This is a genomic window from Streptomyces sp. NPDC002935 (genome assembly GCF_040611295.1).
Lineage (GTDB): Bacteria > Actinomycetota > Actinomycetes > Streptomycetales > Streptomycetaceae > Streptomyces.
Genome location: NZ_JBEXNW010000012.1, coordinates 59,322 through 75,452, shown reverse-complemented (window position 1 = coordinate 75,452; position 16,131 = coordinate 59,322). Strand labels below are relative to the sequence as shown.

17 protein-coding genes and 6 tRNA genes are annotated in these 16,131 nt (G+C 70.4%); 15 read left to right on the top strand and 8 right to left on the bottom strand.

What is annotated here, in order from left to right; translation table 11 throughout:
• Positions 1-119: 119 nt before the first annotated feature.
• The 4 genes from ABZX90_RS18300 to ABZX90_RS18285 all read left to right on the top strand — a co-directional run bounded on the left by ABZX90_RS18300 (position 120) and on the right by ABZX90_RS18285 (position 2,514).
• A complete protein-coding gene (locus tag ABZX90_RS18300) occupies positions 120-353 on the top strand; it encodes a hypothetical protein (RefSeq protein WP_081223398.1) in 234 nt (77 codons plus the stop codon).
• A gap of 241 nt (positions 354-594) precedes the next feature.
• Positions 595-801, top strand: coding sequence for a hypothetical protein (locus ABZX90_RS18295; RefSeq protein WP_351130265.1), 207 nt, complete (start codon positions 595-597; stop codon positions 799-801).
• Positions 802-1,192: 391 nt separating this feature from the next.
• The gene (locus ABZX90_RS18290) at positions 1,193-2,137 is read left to right on the top strand and encodes an aminoglycoside phosphotransferase family protein (RefSeq protein WP_355206003.1); all 945 of its coding nucleotides are present in this window, start codon (positions 1,193-1,195) and stop codon (positions 2,135-2,137) included.
• 74 nt (positions 2,138-2,211) lie between these two features.
• Positions 2,212-2,514 carry a zf-TFIIB domain-containing protein gene (locus tag ABZX90_RS18285; protein ID WP_351130270.1) on the top strand — a complete coding sequence of 101 codons (303 nt, stop codon included), beginning with the start codon at positions 2,212-2,214 and terminating at the stop codon, positions 2,512-2,514.
• Positions 2,515-2,718: 204 nt separating this feature from the next.
• Here the strand turns inward: ABZX90_RS18285 and ABZX90_RS18280 are convergent.
• The 5 genes from ABZX90_RS18280 to ABZX90_RS18260 all read right to left on the bottom strand — a co-directional run bounded on the left by ABZX90_RS18280 (position 2,719) and on the right by ABZX90_RS18260 (position 3,198).
• Positions 2,719-2,793 (bottom strand) — tRNA-Val (locus ABZX90_RS18280).
• A gap of 40 nt (positions 2,794-2,833) precedes the next feature.
• Positions 2,834-2,905 (bottom strand) — tRNA-Val (locus tag ABZX90_RS18275).
• A gap of 34 nt (positions 2,906-2,939) precedes the next feature.
• A tRNA-Val gene (locus ABZX90_RS18270) sits at positions 2,940-3,011 on the bottom strand.
• Between the two features lies 1 nt (position 3,012).
• Positions 3,013-3,086: transfer RNA gene (locus ABZX90_RS18265), tRNA-Cys, on the bottom strand.
• 39 nt (positions 3,087-3,125) lie between these two features.
• A tRNA-Gly gene (locus ABZX90_RS18260) sits at positions 3,126-3,198 on the bottom strand.
• A 156-nt stretch (positions 3,199-3,354) separates the two neighbouring features.
• Between ABZX90_RS18260 and ABZX90_RS18255 the strand changes: the two genes are divergently transcribed.
• The 3 genes from ABZX90_RS18255 (at position 3,355) to ABZX90_RS18245 (ending at position 6,236) form a co-directional block, all read left to right on the top strand.
• Positions 3,355-4,401, top strand: coding sequence for a chorismate-binding protein (locus ABZX90_RS18255; RefSeq protein WP_355206000.1), 1,047 nt, complete (start codon positions 3,355-3,357; stop codon positions 4,399-4,401).
• 83 nt (positions 4,402-4,484) lie between these two features.
• Positions 4,485-5,306: an aminodeoxychorismate lyase gene (locus ABZX90_RS18250; RefSeq protein WP_351130275.1), complete on the top strand. Its 822-nt coding sequence runs from the start codon at positions 4,485-4,487 to the stop codon at positions 5,304-5,306.
• 105 nt (positions 5,307-5,411) lie between these two features.
• Complete coding sequence (locus ABZX90_RS18245) at positions 5,412-6,236, top strand: GNAT family N-acetyltransferase (protein ID WP_355205997.1); 825 nt, start codon at positions 5,412-5,414, stop codon at positions 6,234-6,236.
• Between the two features lie 150 nt (positions 6,237-6,386).
• On the opposite strand, the gene ABZX90_RS18240 is transcribed toward ABZX90_RS18245, so the two are convergent.
• The gene (locus ABZX90_RS18240; RefSeq protein WP_351130278.1) at positions 6,387-6,926 is read right to left on the bottom strand and encodes a DsbA family protein; all 540 of its coding nucleotides are present in this window, start codon (positions 6,924-6,926) and stop codon (positions 6,387-6,389) included.
• A gap of 174 nt (positions 6,927-7,100) precedes the next feature.
• Between ABZX90_RS18240 and ABZX90_RS18235 the strand changes: the two genes are divergently transcribed.
• Both ABZX90_RS18235 and ABZX90_RS18230 read left to right on the top strand, forming a co-directional pair.
• Positions 7,101-7,547, top strand: coding sequence for a hypothetical protein (locus tag ABZX90_RS18235; RefSeq protein WP_355205994.1), 447 nt, complete (start codon positions 7,101-7,103; stop codon positions 7,545-7,547).
• Between the two features lie 155 nt (positions 7,548-7,702).
• Positions 7,703-7,855 carry a hypothetical protein gene (locus tag ABZX90_RS18230; protein ID WP_266756592.1) on the top strand — a complete coding sequence of 51 codons (153 nt, stop codon included), beginning with the start codon at positions 7,703-7,705 and terminating at the stop codon, positions 7,853-7,855.
• A 233-nt stretch (positions 7,856-8,088) separates the two neighbouring features.
• Here ABZX90_RS18230 and ABZX90_RS18225 read toward each other — a convergent pair whose 3' ends face one another.
• Both ABZX90_RS18225 and ABZX90_RS18220 read right to left on the bottom strand, forming a co-directional pair.
• The gene (locus ABZX90_RS18225; protein WP_351130280.1) at positions 8,089-8,646 is read right to left on the bottom strand and encodes a CGNR zinc finger domain-containing protein; all 558 of its coding nucleotides are present in this window, start codon (positions 8,644-8,646) and stop codon (positions 8,089-8,091) included.
• 834 nt (positions 8,647-9,480) lie between these two features.
• Positions 9,481-9,894: an SsgA family sporulation/cell division regulator gene (locus tag ABZX90_RS18220; protein WP_003959770.1), complete on the bottom strand. Its 414-nt coding sequence runs from the start codon at positions 9,892-9,894 to the stop codon at positions 9,481-9,483.
• 191 nt (positions 9,895-10,085) lie between these two features.
• On the opposite strand from ABZX90_RS18220, the gene ABZX90_RS18215 reads away from it, so the two are divergent.
• From ABZX90_RS18215 to ABZX90_RS18190, 6 genes are all read left to right on the top strand, one after another.
• Positions 10,086-10,520 carry a TIGR02611 family protein gene (locus ABZX90_RS18215; protein WP_351130281.1) on the top strand — a complete coding sequence of 145 codons (435 nt, stop codon included), beginning with the start codon at positions 10,086-10,088 and terminating at the stop codon, positions 10,518-10,520.
• 82 nt (positions 10,521-10,602) lie between these two features.
• Positions 10,603-10,674: transfer RNA gene (locus ABZX90_RS18210), tRNA-Val, on the top strand.
• Between the two features lie 1,537 nt (positions 10,675-12,211).
• A complete protein-coding gene (locus ABZX90_RS18205; RefSeq protein WP_355205990.1) occupies positions 12,212-13,501 on the top strand; it encodes an extracellular solute-binding protein in 1,290 nt (429 codons plus the stop codon).
• A gap of 11 nt (positions 13,502-13,512) precedes the next feature.
• On the top strand, positions 13,513-14,469 hold the full coding sequence (locus ABZX90_RS18200; protein ID WP_355205987.1) for a sugar ABC transporter permease: 957 nt from the start codon (positions 13,513-13,515) through the stop codon (positions 14,467-14,469).
• Positions 14,466-15,371 carry a carbohydrate ABC transporter permease gene (locus ABZX90_RS18195; RefSeq protein WP_355205984.1) on the top strand — a complete coding sequence of 302 codons (906 nt, stop codon included), beginning with the start codon at positions 14,466-14,468 and terminating at the stop codon, positions 15,369-15,371. The genes ABZX90_RS18200 and ABZX90_RS18195 overlap by 4 nt, the downstream gene beginning before the upstream one ends.
• 79 nt (positions 15,372-15,450) lie before the next feature.
• Positions 15,451-16,071: a hypothetical protein gene (locus ABZX90_RS18190; protein ID WP_355205981.1), complete on the top strand. Its 621-nt coding sequence runs from the start codon at positions 15,451-15,453 to the stop codon at positions 16,069-16,071.
• Positions 16,072-16,131 lie beyond the last annotated feature (60 nt).

The following is a 16,131-nucleotide window of genomic DNA, read 5'->3' as shown; positions in this document are numbered from 1 at the left end:
TTCCGATCGATTGTCAGTGCCGGGTGGGAAACTTGAGAGGTGGTCAGGGAGCGTACGAACAGAGCCTCTTTGGGCTTCCTGTGATCCCAACCATCCATCGCAGAAGGGGGATTGAGCCCGTGAAGGGTGACCGCGTGGAGATAGTCGTGGACGCAGGGGACACGACGCGTACGTACGAGGTGGTGGCGAGCAGGGCGGGTCGCCGGGTGGAGACGGCGGTGCGCCGAGGTGTAGTAGAAGTGAGCGAAGTCACCCGAAGCGGATCAGTGGTACGGACCGCCCGCTTCATGGCGACTCGGGTGCTGGCGCTCGTCGAGCAGCCGGTCCCCCGGGAGGACAGCTCGGAACAGTAGGGGCACATCGGGCGCCCCCTCCGGGAAGACCCTGAGACCTAGGTCCTCGTCTCCACCCAGGGGAGTACTCCGCAGGTCATCGCTCATCCTCCGGGAGGCCTGGCAATCGGTACGAGGGCATGACGACCCGCCCTCGCCGCGCGCCTAGATTTGAAGTCAAGCGGCGGGTGCAGCACTCGTCCCCCGAGGTCAGACACCCGCCGCTGCCAGACACAACAGAAGCTCGGTCAGGAGAGGGACCATGGCCCACACGGCACCGCGGACAGCGCTCCGCACGCAGGGACGCAAGGCGTACAGCGCCGCGTTCGGCACCCGCCAGGGTCAGCGCCACCCCTTGGTGGCGACAGCGATGGTCCTTCCCCTGGCGGCCCTGCTCGTAGTCGTCTTCGGCGGCTGGGACGCGGTGGTCACACAGGCGTCGTCCGTGGGCGTGATGCTGGGGCGCTGAGCGGCGCCCCAGGCCCGGAAGAGCGGTCCGGGCGGGGACATCCGGCCATGAAACCCCGTGGGGACGGGGGTGCGGCGGACGGCACGAAGAATGCCCGCGCAGCTGGGGAGCTGCGCGGGCATTCTTCTTTTTCCGGGTGCGGGGGTGCGGGGGTGACGGGTGACGGGTGACGGGTGCCGGGTGCTGCGGGGTGACGGGGTGCTGGGGGTCTGTGATGACGGGGCGCCGGGGTGCCGGGGTGCTGTGATGACGGGCGCCGGGTGCGCCGGGGTGACGGGCGCCGGGGTGCTGGAGTGACGCGGTGACGGAGCGCTGGAGTGCTGCCGGCCACCGGGGGCGCCCCCACCTGCGTACCCTCACCGACAGACGTCGTACAGCCTCAGGGGGACCCGTGACCGCAGACACCCTGCTGCCCGCACTCACCGCCGCGGTACGCCACGCGGCCCACCCGGCGACGGCTCCGGCCTGCCCCTGCGGCGCCGAGGACGCGCTCCTCGCGGACCGGGACGACGGCACAGTGGTCCGCCACGGCGACATCGTCGCCAAGGCCCACGCTCCGGACACGGACCCCGCCGCGCTCGCGCTCCGTGTCTCCGTGGCCGCGAGCCTCCCCGGCATCCTCCTGCCGCCGCTGAACCCCACCCCCGCCGACCTTCTCGGCCGCCGGATGACGCTCTGGCCGTACGGCGGCCCCGTCGACCCCGACACCCCCGACGCGGCCCCCTGGGAGGCCGCCGCGACCCTGCTGGCCCACCTGCACCGGGCCCCGGCCCCGGAGGGCCTGCCGCCCATGCGGGGCCCCGTCAAGGCGGCCCGCGCGATCGCCCGCCTGCGCGCGGCGGGACCGCACCCGGGCGCCGTCCCGGTGCTGCGCGCCTGGGCCGCCCTGCCCGGCTGGGCGCGGGCGGAGGCCCCGATGCCGGACGCCAAGACGCTGTGCCACGGTGACCTGCATCTCGGCCAGCTCGTACGCCACCCCGCGCCGGACGGTCCCTGGGCCCTCATCGACGTCGACGACCTGGGCGTCGGCGACCCGACCTGGGACCTGGCCCGTCCGGCCGCCTGGTACGCCTGCGGGCTGCTCCCGCCCGACGAGTGGCTCCGCTTCCTGAGCGCCTACCGGGGCGCGGGCGGCCCGGCCGTTCCCGCCGCGGGCGATCCCTGGCCCGCCCTGGATGTCGCGGCCCGCGCTCTCACCGTGCAGACCGCGGCCCTGGCCGTCGCCAAATCCGCCGCCGCGGACCGCCCGTTGGACGAGGTGCAGCGGGCCGTTGTCGACGCCTGTGACCGAATGAGTGCGGTCCCGCCCGAGTTGACGCAAGGTTTCGCAACGTAGGGTGCAACCGACCGGAGCGGGGCAGAGTCTGTCCTGGCGGAAGCAGTACCGACTGGCGAGGAGTTGAGCCGAGCATGCAGTGTCCGAAATGCCATGCGCCGATGCACACGTACAACCGCAATGGCGTCCAGATCGAGCAGTGCAGCGGCTGCCGCGGGATATTTCTCGACTACGGCGAGCTGGAGGCACTGACCCGCGTGGAGTCGCAGTGGTCCCAGCCCGCGCCGCCGCCCCAGGGCGCCCCGCAGGCCTACCCGTCCACCCCGGCGCCGGCCTGGGGCGCCCCGCAGCACGGCGGCGGCCACGGTGGTCACTACGGCGGCCACGGCAGCCACCACCGGCACAAGAGCTTCGGCCACATGCTCTTCTCGTCCTGAATCGTCCTGAACGACCGAAGGGGCCTTCTCCGAGCGGAGGGGCCCCTTCGTCGCGTTCCGGTGCTCCGTGCTCCGTGCTTCGGCGATTCGGCGATTCGGCGATTCGGCGATTCGGCGATTCGGCGCTTCGGTGTTCCGGACACGGGCCGTCGTGTCCGGAACACGACGAAGCCCCCGACCGTACGAGACGGCCGGGGGCTTTGCTGGTGCGCGATACTGGGATTGAACCAGTGACCTCTTCCGTGTCAGGGAAGCGCTCTCCCGCTGAGCTAATCGCGCGGGTCACGGGGCCGGAGCCTCGCTTGCTGCTGGTGCTGCGTGCGCGATACTGGGATTGAACCAGTGACCTCTTCCGTGTCAGGGAAGCGCTCTCCCGCTGAGCTAATCGCGCGGGGATCCTCGCGGATCGAGTCCTTGCGGACCAGTGGACGATACTGGGATTGAACCAGTGACCTCTTCCGTGTCAGGGAAGCGCTCTCCCGCTGAGCTAATCGTCCTTGGAGGTGGAGACGGGATTTGAACCCGTGTAGACGGCTTTGCAGGCCGTTGCCTCGCCTCTCGGCCACTCCACCAGGAGTGCGGGGGTTCGGGAAGATCCCCCTCATCCTGCGAGCGGACGACCAGGTTCGAACTGGCGACCTCAACCTTGGCAAGGTTGCGCTCTACCAACTGAGCTACGTCCGCTTGTCGTTTCCGTTGCGCTTGCGCGTCCCGGCGACGAGTTGAACTCTAGCGGATTCCCGGGCCAGCACAAAAACGCGTTTGTGCAGCGTGCTGCGGTCTGTCCCCCCGAGGACATGGTCAGGGCACCTGCCGCACACCCGCCCTAGACTCGTCTGCGTGCTCGACCTCCCTCCTCTCGCCCGCTTCGGTGGCCTCGTCGCGACCGGTCTCCTCGATGTCACCAGTGATCCCGCGGCCCTGGACTCGACCGGCTTCTGGGCCGTCTCCGCCGACTTCGAGGGGCGTCTGACCTGCGCCCGCTTCCAGGACGTACGAGAGGAGCCGGTGCCCGCGCCGGTGCCCGGGCGGTGGCACGGCCCGGCGGCAGGTGACTGGAAGTCGTCCCTCGACCACGCCGAGTACACCACCGGTGTACGACGCATACGCGAGCACATCGCGGCCGGCGAGGTCTACCAGGCGAACCTCTGCCGTGTGCTCCACGCAACCGTCCCCGCCGACGCGGACGTGGACGCGCTGACCGCTCTGCTGGCCCGCGGCAACCCGGCACCGTACGCGGGAACGATTCGGCTGCCCGCGCACGGCGTGGAGATCGCCACCGCCTCCCCGGAACTCTTCCTGCGCCGCAGGGGCCGTTCCGTCGAGTCGGGCCCGATCAAGGGCACCGGACGCACCGAGGCGGACCTCCTGGACAAGGACTACGCCGAGAACGTGATGATCGTGGACCTCGTCCGCAACGACATCGGCCGGGTGTGCGCCACCGGCACCGTGACCGTGCCCGACCTGTGCGTCGTCGAGAAGCACCCGGGGCTCGTGCACCTCGTCTCCACCGTCCACGGCGAGCTGCGCGAGGACGTCGGCTGGCCCGGACTCCTCGCCGCCGCCTTCCCGCCCGGTTCCGTCACCGGTGCACCGAAGTCCAGCGCCCTGCGGATCATCGACGCCCTGGAGACCGTGCCGCGCGGCCCGTACTGCGGGGGCATCGGCTGGGTCGACGCCGACCGCGGCACCGGAGAGCTGGCCGTCGGTATCCGGACCTTCTGGATCGACCGCGCCGAGGGCGTCCTGCGCTTCGGTACGGGAGCCGGCATCACGTGGGGGTCCGACCCGGAGGGGGAGTGGCGGGAGACCGAGCTGAAGGCGTCCCGGCTGCTCGCGGTAGCGTCGGGAAAGTACGAGGCGGGTGACGGGACTCCCCCGTCCTGAACCGATCCCGGGGACCGTGCCCGGACCGCGGCCGCAACGCCACGCCGGACGACGCTCCGGCACATCATGCGAGGTAGGGACCAGTGAAGCTTTGGCTCGACGGCGGGCTGCAGGACATCGAGGCCGCCCGCGTCTCCGTCTTCGATCACGGACTGACCGTGGGTGACGGCATCTTCGAGACCGTGAAGGCGGTCGACGGCCGGCCCTTCGCGCTGACCCGCCACCTCGACCGGCTGGCCCGCTCGGCGCGTGGCCTCGGTCTGCCCGAACCCGACGCCGACGAGGTGCGCCGTGCCTGCGCCGCCGTCCTCGACGCCAACCCGATGCCGCTCGGCCGGCTCCGCATCACCTACACCGGCGGCCACGGCCCGCTCGGCTCCGACCGCGGTGAGCACGGTCCGACCCTCGTCGTCGCACTCGGTGCCTCCGACCGGCGCCCCGACTCCACCGCCGTCGTCACCGTCCCCTGGACCCGCAACGAGCGCGGCGCCCTGACCGGCCTCAAGACCACCTCGTACGCCGAGAACGTCGTCGCCCTGGCCCGCGCGCGCGAACACGGCGCGTCCGAGGCGCTGTTCGCCAACACGGTGGGCCAACTCTGCGAGGGCACCGGGTCCAACGTCTTCGTCGTCCTCGACGGCGAGATCCACACCCCGCCGGTCGCCTCCGGCTGCCTCGCCGGCATCACCCGCGCCCTCGCGGTCGAATGGACCGGTGCCCGGGAGACCGACCTGCCGCTGGACGTCCTCGAGCGCGCCGACGAGATCTTCCTGACCTCCACGCTGCGCGATGTGCAGGCCGTGCACCGGGTCGACGCCCGTGAACTGCCGGGCGCGCCGGGCCCGGTGACCGCCAAGGCGATGCGCGTCTTCGACGAGCGCGCGGGGGACGACCTCGATCCCTGACCGGTCCCGGTCCCGGGGTCACCGGCCACCTGCCTCCGGCCACCTGCCTTCGATCGTCGGGTAATTCGGCTGCCCTCGCACGCGTCAGCGGGTACAACAGCCCTGATGACCACGACCCTGCGGCCGACCGAGCCGCTTCAGCACGCCGCCGACGGGACGCGTTCACGCCGCTTCCACGTGTGTGTGAACAGCCGTCCCGTGGGCGCGGTACACCTCGCGACGGACCCCGGCTTCGGACCCACCGTCGCCAAGATCCATGAGCTCCGTATCGAGGAGCCGGACCGTGGGCGCGGCAGGGGCACCGTGGCCGCGCTGGCCGCCGAGGAGGTGGCGCGCGGCTGGGGCTGCCGGCAGATCGAGGTGACCGTCCCCGGCGACGCCGCCGGGGCGCTGGAGCTCACCAGGGCGCTCGGTTACGTCCTGCGCAACCGCAGGATGGAGAAGGCGCTCGACGGCCCCGCGCCCGTGCTGCCCGCCGGCAGCACCGACCGGCCCATGACCTGGGACGAGTACGAGATCTGGGAAAGGACGGGCAGGCAGGCGTACGCCGAGAACTGGATACGGCGTGGTCTGCCGGAGGCCGAGGCGCTCGCCAAGGCGAGCCGTGACTTCGGCGGCGCGCTGCCGCAGGGCCCGGCCACCGCGAACACGCGGCTGAGCGTCCTGGAGCACGAGGGCGTCCCCGTGGGCGAACTCTGGCTGGGACTCCGGGACGGGCGCGCCTTCGTCTACGACGTCGGCGTCCGCGCCGACCGGCGCGGACACGGTCACGGCCGGACGCTCATGCGGCTCGCCGAGGCACAGGCGGCGGCCGCCGGATCGAACCGCATCGGTCTCAACGTCTTCGCGGGGAACACCCCGGCCGAGCGGCTCTACGAGTCACTCGGCTACGAGACGACGGAGTACTTCCTGTGCAAGGAGCTTCTGTAGCGACGGCCCCGCCCCCGGACCCACCCCCACAACGACCGCTTGCGGCAAGCCGGTTGCAAGGCTCGGCGAGGGTTCCTTGCCGCGCGCCGGTCGTGCGGCTCGGCAAGGAGTCCTTGCGGCAGGCAGGTTGTGGGGCGCGCGGCGCTGGTGTCAGGCCTGCTCGGCGAGCAGCCGGTCGGTGATCTCCTCGATGCGCTCGCGCAGTCCCTCCTGGCTCTTTCCGCCGTCCAGACGCTCACCGCCGATGACGTACGTCGGGGTGCCGGTGACGCCGATCGCCTTGCCCTCGGCCTGGTCCGCGTCCACGATCAGGATGTGCCGGCCGTCGATCAGGGCCGTGTCGAACTCCTCCGCGTCCAGGCCGAGTTCCCGCGCGACCTCGACCAGGAAGGCCTCGCCCTCGCGGTCCAGCTCCTCCACGCGACCGAGCACGGCCTCGATGTACGGCCAGGCACTGCCCTGCTCGACGGCCTCCTCGGCGGCCTGTGCCGCGGCGAAGGCGTGCTTGTGCTTCTCCAGGGGGAAGTGCCGCAGCCGCAGCTCCAGCCGGTCGCCGTAGCGGGCACGCAGCGCGCGCAGGTCGGCGAGAGCGCCACGGCAGTCCGGGCACTGAAGTTCGCACCACACGTCGAGGACGACGGGGGCCGGGCGCGCGGCCGAGGAGTCGGAGGAGGCGGAGGAGTCGTTCATGGGATCCAGTCTCCCAGCCCTGGAGGGGGGCGGCCCAACCGGGACCTGGGGAGGACGGCGACCCCGAGATGTCCCTGAGGTCTGCCCGGACCATGGCATACCGGGCATGTTGCGGTGCAGGATGGAAGGGACGAACGAGGCCCTGTCCCACCGAGCCCTGCCTGGAGGACCGGAATGATCGCAGAGACCGTCTGTTCCGCCGTCTCCGTCGCCGGCCTGGGCATCGCCGCGGTGACGGCCTACCGGAAGCGTTTCCTGAAGGCCGCTCGCATAGCGGCCTACTCCCTGGTGCCGATCGGCCTGGTCATGACCGGAGTGGTCGGCTGGCTGGCCGACACCGCGTTCAGTCCGACCGCGTGGGCAGGCTTCGTGGTGCTCGGCGGCGCCTGGCTGCTGTTCATGATCACCCGTGCCGTGGAGCGTCGCGGTGGCGGGACGCGCAAGCAGCGCAAGGCCGCGAAGGCCGCCGCGCAGCGTGAGCCGGTGGCTCCCGCGGCTTCGGCCCCGTCGCTGGGCCAGGGCACGGGCGCCGCCGTCCGGCCCGCCGCCACCCCTCGGGCCAACGGCTCCGGGGACGACTTCAGCGACATCGAGGCGATCCTGAAGAAGCACGGCATATGACCGGCTGACGCGACACAAGATCGCACGCGCGTCGCACGGAACGCGCGGAACCGTTCACGTTCGAGCGCCCCCGTCACATGATCCAGCGAACTCCCGTATATTCCGAGCGTGTTGATCGCCAAGCGGGTGCCGCCTGCGTCATCATCGCCCGCGAGATGCTGGACACAACACCGAGCGACACCGCTGCTCCGCCCGAGGAGCGGCGTGGTTGTCTCTTCGCGCTCTCCCAGCCGCCGCTGATGATCTTCCTTGCGGTGATCGGCTGTCTGCTGCTCATGGCTTCGCTGCACGACCTGCTGCTGCTCTGAGCTGTACACGGAGCCCCTGGCGTCACCCGCCGAGGGCTCCGTCGGTCCGGCCTCTCAGGAGCGTCGGCCGACCCTCTCGTCACTCGTCACGCGACCGGCACGGGTACCCGCAGAAAGCCCTGTGCTCTGTCGGCGCCCGCTGCCCCAGGTGTTGTCACGCTCGCCGCTGTCGCCGCTGTCGCCGCTGTCGCCGCTGTCGCCGCTGTCGCCGCGGTTCCGGTGACGCAGGCCCGTCAGCCCGCGGCTTCCTTGCGACGCGCCCGGTAGGCGGCCACGTGGAGCCGGTTCCCGCAGGTGCGGCTGTCGCAGTAGCGGCGGGAGCGGTTGCGGGAGAGATCGACGAAGGCCCGACGGCAGTCCGGGGCCTCACAGCGGCGCAGCCGCTCCTGCTCTCCGGCGACCACGAAGAAGGCCAGCGCCATCCCGCAGTCGGCCGCGAGGTGGTCGGAGACCGACGCGCCCGGCGCGAAGTAGTGGACGTGCCAGTCGTAGCCGTCGTGGTCCGTCAGCCGCGGTGTGGTGCCGGCGGCGGCGACCAGCTCGTTGATGAGCGAGGCGGCGACCCGCGGATCGTCGGCGGCGAAGATCCCGGCGAACCGGCCGCGGATGTCGTGCACGGCCGCGAGATCGCGCTCCGACAGCACACCGACATCGCTGATCTCGTGCTTTCGTACGAAATCGGCGAGGGACGGAACATCGGCGAGCCCGTCCGCCGTCTCGTCCTCCGGCGCGGTGTTCACCAGATCCACCACGGCGTCGAGCGCACACCGGGTGTCGTGGGTGATCAGCACGTTTCGCTCCCTGGCCTGGGGGTCGGGCGAGGGCGCCCGCCCGATGCTGGCCGATCGTAGTGGCTTCCCGGCGCGGCGGAGACGGGCGAGGGTCCGCGAGAGCGGGGAGCCCGCGCCCGGAAGGCCCTGAGGGGATGCCCGGCCGAGCTCCTGGGGCGGCCCGGACGGGCAGTGCCTGAGGAGGGGCGAGGGGCTGTGCCCGAGAGGGGCGCCTGCGGGGGCGACGGTCGATGCCCGAGGGGAAGCGACTCCGGGGGTGACGGTCGGTGCCCGAGGGGAGCGACTCCGGGGAGGGACCGTCGGTGCCCGAGGCGACGAATCCGAGGAGCGACGGGCGGTGATCGCGGGGGAGCGGGGAGAGCGGGGGCCCGACCCGGGCCGCGCCGAGGACAGGTCGCCGGGGGGAGGTGCCCGGATGTGAGGCGGGTCGCCGGGGGAGGTGCCCGGCCGTGGGATCAGGTTGTCGGGCGGAGGTGCCCGGCCGTGGGATCAGATTGTCGGGCGGAGGTGCCCGGCCGTGGGATCAGATTGTCGGGCGGAGGTGCCCGGCTGTGGGGGGCGGGTCGGCGCACGGAGGTGCCCGCGGTTGTGGGGGCGGGTCGCCGCACGGAGGTGCCCGGCTGTGGGGGGCGGGTCGGCGCGCCAAGGTCTCCGGCCTTGAGGTCGGGTAGGCGCACGAAGGGCCCCGGCCTTGTTGGGGGCGGGTCGGTGGGCGCACATCGGCGCCGCCGTCGCGGACTTTCCGCGACGCCGGCGCCGATGTCTTCCTTATGCGGTTGTCTAGGCCCGAGCCGTCTCCCCGAGTGGACGGCGCCGGGCGGCTCTGGTGACGCGTCAGCTCTCGGCCAGGATGTGTGAGAGCTCCGTGTCGAGATCGAAGTGCCGGTGTTCCGTGCCGGGCGGCACGGCTGCGTCCGTTCGCTTCAGGAATGACTCCAGGGCCCTCGCAGGGGCTTCGAGCAGGGCTTCACCCTCCGGAGAGCTCAGGGCGATGCATACGACGCCCTGGCCGTGGCTTCGGGACGGCCAGACTCGGACGTCGCCGGTACCGGTGGGCCGGTGCAGGCCCTCGGCGAGGAGGTCGCGGGCGAACACCCACTCGACGGTTTCCTCGGCTCCGGTGTGGAAGGTGGCGTGCACGGCGTAGGGATCGGCCGTGTCATACCGCAGTCCTGCGGGTACAGGCAGTGAGGACTCGCTCGACACAACGAGGCGCAGGTGCAGCTCGCAGCTGACCGTGGTGTTCATAAGCGCCAGGGCCTTTCGCTCAGTGTGCGCTCGGGGATTCGCACGTCGGCGAAATCGACATGCCACCTACGGTGCCGTTGTAAACCCCTCTGAGTGTTTTGCGTGTCTTTATGTAACTCATCCGGCCGAGGGCGCGTTCGCCGGATAGGGCCATTCCGGTGACCGGTTTCTCTCGGGTAGGGTTTGGTCGTATGAATACGGGGAGTGACGAGCCGGGCGAGGTCGCCATGGCGGACGACGAGGCGAAGAATGAGCGAGCGCTCGGTTCGCGGGCGCCGCAATTCATCAAGGCGCGCCGCGCGCTGCACGTGAGCTGGCAGGTGGGTGTTTTCATCGTCGGGCTCGCGGTGGTCGCGGCGGGCGTGGTCATGCTCCCGCTGCCGGGTCCCGGCTGGCTGGTGATCTTCGGCGGCATGGCGATCTGGGCGACCGAGTTCGTCTGGGCCCAGCTGGTGCTCCGCTGGACGAAGCGCAAGGTCACGGAGGCCACGCAGCGGGCACTCGACCCCAAGGTCCGGCGCCGCAACATCATCCTCACCGCCATCGGCCTCGTGATCGTGGCCGTCCTGGTCGGCGTGTACCTCTGGAAGTTCGGCTTCGAGATGCCCTGGAACATCAAGGAATGACGAGGCCGCCCAGGGGCTCCTGCGAGCCGTCTCCGCTGGTCGAAGCCACCCCCTGACATGGGGTAATGTTCTCCCTGCGCCCGGGCGATTAGCTCAGCGGGAGAGCGCTTCGTTCACACCGAAGAGGTCACTGGTTCGAACCCAGTATCGCCCACACATACGACAGACGGCTCCGGCCCACGACACCGTGGACCGGGGCCGTTCTCGTTGTCGCGCGGCCCGGCGGACTGTCCCGACCGGGGCGGACCGGCCGGCGGCCCGGTGCCGTGAGCTCGGGCGTGACGCTCGCCGCTCGGTGCCGCAGGAAACCCGCCCCGTTCGTGACGGTCACCGGCATGGTCAAGATCAGTACGTTGTCGTCCCGGTCTCCGGGATGGGAGCTCCGGCCCGGTTTCGATCCGGGGTAAGACCAGCCGCTGTCGCTGTCGCTGTCGCGTCGCGGTGCTCTTCCTGCTGGCATTGGCATTGGCATTGGCGTCGCTGTTGCGAGTGTGGGGTGGGTGGCGGGGCAGCGCGGTCAGTACGCGGCGCGGTGACCGGCGCTGTCGATTCGAGGTCGGGTGCGGAGATCGTCGTACGGCAGGCAGGCAGGCAGGCGGGCAGCAGGCAGGCGGTTGGGTGTCGGCGTGGGGGCACCTCCGTACGGCGTGCGGGCGTTGCGGTGCGGCGCGCGCGTTCTGCCGTACGGCGGCGGATTCGCGGTCCGTCTGAATGGGTCGGTCGGCCGCCTGACCTGCGCTGATCCAGGAGGTCGGTGGTCCACCCCGGCCGCTCGGGCGTGGGCTCACGACGCGCCGATCGACGCACCGTTGATGGCCCTTCAGATCGGCTCGCCGTCGCTGAACTGCACCTTGCTGCATGCCCTGGGCACTTGAGTCGCCCGAGTGAATTCGGCAGGAATCGCCGATCCAGCCGAGTCCGGTCGAGCCCAACAGGGCCGAGCCCAACAGGGCCGAGCGCACAGGGCCGAGCGACGCACAGGGCCGAACCAACAGGGTCGAGCCAAGCCGACGCACACAGGACGGGCTCGCCCGCCCACCCCCCCCGCAGCGCCGGGCCGACCTGATCGAGCCCCCAGGACCGAGCCGGCCGAGCCGAGCCAAGCCCCGCAGGGCCAGGCCGAGCCGAGCCAAGCCCCGCAGGGCCAGGCCGAGCCGAGCCAAGCCCCGCAGGGCCAGGCCGAGCCGAGCCAAGCCCCGCAACACCAAGCCAAGTCCCGCAGGACCACGCCGAACCCATCCAGGCCGCCCGACGTCAAGCCCGCAGCGTCGAGCCGAGCCCCCGCAGGGTCAGGCCGTTCGGGCCATGTCCCTCACCCGACGCCCCATCACGCCCCACCCCCTCCGGCCCTCGACCCTCCCGACATCGCCCCCCACCCCTCACGCTCTGTTCCCTCGCCCGCTCTCTCCCGCCCTCAAGGCCCCCGGCGGTAGTACGTTTTCGGCCGCGTTCTCACCTCGCCCGTCCGTCACGGGAATGTTCGGCAGGTCGACCGCGTACTCCCGACCTGCGTACTCCTGTCCGGGTGCGCGGGTCCTGCCGCGGGGGCCGGAGCGACGGGATCGAAGCGCCGCACATCAATTCCTGTCCGAATCATTGACGCGCCCGGAAGCCCTCCGTACCTTGTGCCAGCAAGCGCTTACTTGAAACGATTCATGCAGGCGGCGGCGACGTTGCGGGGAGGCCCGACAGTGGGAAACAACGGGAGTGTCGAGAGGCGGACGGTTCTCAAGGTGGCCGGGGCTTCGCTGGCCACGCTGGGGCTGGCCGCGACGACGGGCTGCGGTGGGGACAGCGATGGTGCCGGGGACGGGACGGTGACGATCCGTTACGCCTGGTGGGGTGCGGACGAGCGGGCGAAGCGGATCAACCAGTCCATCGCGCTCTTCGAGAAGAAGTATCCGAAGATCAAGGTGAAGACGGACTTCCAGGATTATGTGGCCTTTTGGGAGAAGTTCCAGACCCAGGCCGCGGGCGGAAATCCGCCGGACGTATTCCAGAACGCCGTCGGATTTCTGCGGAAGTACGACAAGCGAGGGATCCTGCTCGACCTCAAGTCCCAGATAGACGCCGGAAATCTCAGCCTGGAAAACTTCCGTGCCGGAGTCGAGAAGGTCGGCCAGGTCGACGGAAAGCAGCTCGGCATTCCCGTCGGATCCAACACCATGTCACTTGTCATCGACGAGAAGGTGTTCGAGAAGGCCGGTGTCAAGCCGAAGCAGGGCTGGACCTGGGACGAGTACTTCGCCGCGCTCAAGAAGATTCACGACAGCCGGAAGACGGCGGGCGACACCGGCTACTTCAGCATCATGTACCTGTACGACCTCTACCTCCGGCAGAACGGCAAGGCGTTCTTCACCGAGGACGGACTCGGTTTCGACGAGGCCGATCTGACGGAGTGGTGGACCGACGGATACAACCGCGTCAAGGCCGGCATCATCACCGATCCCAAGCGGGTGGAGCAGGACAAGCCCAAGTCCTCGCTCTCGGCGGGCCACGCGGCCTCCGAGTTCACCTGGGACAACTTCACGGTCCGTTACACGGCGGAAGGCGACAGCAGTTACGGTCTGGCGCCGATCCCGACGACCGACGGCAAGCAGACCGGCCAGTACCTCGCCTCCCTGATGCTCAGCGCTTCGGCGCGCACCAAGCACCCCAAGGAAGTCGCGCAGTTCATCGACTTCATGGTCCACGACCCCGAGGTCGGCAAGATCATGGGTTACGACCGGGGCATCCTCGCCACCACCGAACAGTTCGACGCGTTCCAGCCGGCCGACGCCCCCAGCAAGGCCATCGCGCAGTACGAGCAGGATGTCGCCGCGGCCGGTGTGCTCGGCACCATCACCCCGCACCCGGCCGGTGCCGACACCGTCGAATCCGCTTTCCTGCGCATCGGCGGTGACATGTCGCAGGGCACGACCAAGGTCTCCGACGCGGTGAAGCAGTTCTTCTCCGAGGCGAAGACCGCCCTCGCCGCCTGATGGGAACCGCCGTGACGCTCGTCAAGGACTCTCCGGCCGACGCACCGGAGACAAGCCCCGCAGCACCCGTCGCCGAGAGGCGGCGGGGGCGCCGGGAGAATCTCGCCGGCTACCTCTTCATGTCGCCGTGGATCGCGGGCTTCCTGCTGCTGACCGCGGGCCCGATGGCCGCCTCCCTCTACTTCGCCTTCACCGACTACAACCTCTTCAGTTCGCCGAAGTGGATCGGCTTCGACAACTTCACCACGATGTTCGACGACCCCCGGTGGCAGAAGTCGGTCGAGGTGACGGCCAAGTACGTCGTCATCGGCACACCGCTCAAGCTGTTGCTGGCGCTCGGCGTGGCTCTGCTCCTCGCGCAGAGCCGCCGCGGCCAGGCCTTCTACCGGGCCGCGTTCTACGCCCCGTCGCTGATCGGCGCGAGCGTCTCGGTCGGCTTCGTGTGGCGCGCGCTGTTCTCCGACGACGCCGTCGTGGACCGTGCCCAGTCGTTCTTCGGCCTGCACACCGGAGGCTGGGTCGGTGACCCGAACTGGGTGCTCTACAGCCTGGTCGCGCTCACTGTCTGGCAGTTCGGCGCCCCCATGGTCATCTTCCTGGCCGGGCTCAAGCAGGTCCCGAAGGAGCTGTACGAGGCGGCCGAGGTGGACGGCGCTGGACCGCTGCGAAGGTTCTGGAGCATCACGCTGCCGATGATTTCACCGGTGCTGTTCTTCAACGTGCTCCTGGAGACCATCCACTCGTTCCAGATCTTCGGGTCGGCGTACGTGGTCTCCAACACCACCTGCGGTCCGGCCGACGCCACGCTCGTCTACACCTGCTACCTCTACCAAAAGGGCTTTAAGGAGTCCCAGATGGGCTTCGCCTCCGCCATGGCCTGGATGCTGCTGCTCGCCGTCGCGCTGGTGACGGCCGTCCTCTTCTGGTCGCAGAAGCGCTGGGTGCACTACGAGGAGGACGCCCGATGAGCAGCATCACCGGCAAGGCGTTCGGCTCCGGCACCGCGACCACCTCAAGGCGCTCACGCGAGCCGGGACGCAAGCGCACCGGCTCGATCGCCTGGCACATCGGGGCCCTGCTGGTCCTCGCGGTCGTCCTCTACCCCGTGCTCTGGGTCCTCGGTGCCTCGTTCAAGCCGAGCCGCGAGATCATCGGCAGCCTGGACCTGTTCCCGACGAGTCCGATCCTCGCGAACTTCAAGGGGCTGGCCGACGGCATCGCCGACATCTCGATCGCCACCTTCTTCCAGAACTCCCTCTTCTACGCGCTCGGTTCCGTCGTCGGCATCCTGATCTCCTGCTCGCTGACGGCGTACGCCTTCGCCAAGATCCGGTTCGCCGGCCGGAACCTGCTCTTCTCGCTGATGATCGGCACGCTTCTGCTGCCGTATCACGTGCTGCTCATCCCGCAGTACGTGATGTTCCAGAAGGTGGAGCTGGTCAACACCTATGTGCCGCTGCTGATCGGCAAATACCTGGCCACCGAGGCGTTCTTCGTCTTCCTCATGGTGCAGTTCATGCGGAACCTGCCGCGCGAGCTGGACGAGGCGGCGCGGCTCGACGGCTGCGGCCATCCGCGGATCTACTGGTCGATCGTGCTGCCGCTGTGCCGCCCGGCCCTCATCACCAGCGCGATCTTCACCTTCATCAACGCCTGGAACGACTTCATGGGCCCGCTGATCTACCTCAACGAGCCCGGCAAGTACACGGTCTCGCTCGGCATGATGATGTTCCGCGACCAGGAGGGGGTCGCCAACTACGGCGGCATGATCGCGATGTCGCTGGTGGCGCTGCTGCCGGTGCTCCTCTTCTTCCTCGCCTTCCAGCGGTATCTGATCGACGGTATGGCGACGTCGGGATTGAAGGGCTGAGATGGCCGTCACCCAGCCGAGATCGCGGGCCGGAGCCGGGGCGACCGCGCGGGGCCGTGCGACGCGGCGGAACGGTGCGATGCGGCGGAACGGTGCGACGCGGCGCGGCAGGGCGGCCGAGGCCCGCAGGGCACCTCGGGAATCCGTCCTCGCCGAGAGGTTCGCCGTCTTCGCGGAGTGTCTGCTCACCGGCGTGTGGATCGCGGTGGCCTCGCTGCCCCTCGTCACCGTTCCCGCCGCGTTCGCGGCCGGCGCGCGGCATCTGCGCCGGCGTACGGCTCATGAGGGCGGCGGTGCACGGGAGTTCGTGACCGACTTCCGGGCGGCCGTCCGCGGCGGCTGGCTCGTCGGCGTCGCCGGATGGGCCGGGGCGGCGGCGGTCTGGGTGGACGTCCAGGCCGTGCGCGCCGGAATCCCCGGTGGTCCGCTCGTCGGGGCCGTCGGGCTCCTCGCGCTGATCGGGGGAGCCGTCGCAGGACTGCGCGCGGCCGCGGTGTGGGAGCCGGGGGCGCTGTGGCGCGACCTGCTCGCGGACGCCGGGCGCCGTACCGTCCTCGATCCCGCCGGGTCCTTCCTGCTCGTCGGCGGGCTGGTCGTGGTGGCCTGCTCCGCCCTGCTCGTCGCGCCGTTGGCGGTCCCCGTCCTGGGGGCCGTCGCGGCGGCGGCCGTCGCCGTCGAGGAGCGCCGACGGCGCCGATGAGTCCGCACTACCCCGGGCCGGCGTCCTGAGCGCCCGGCCTCCCTCCACCATGCCCTCGCC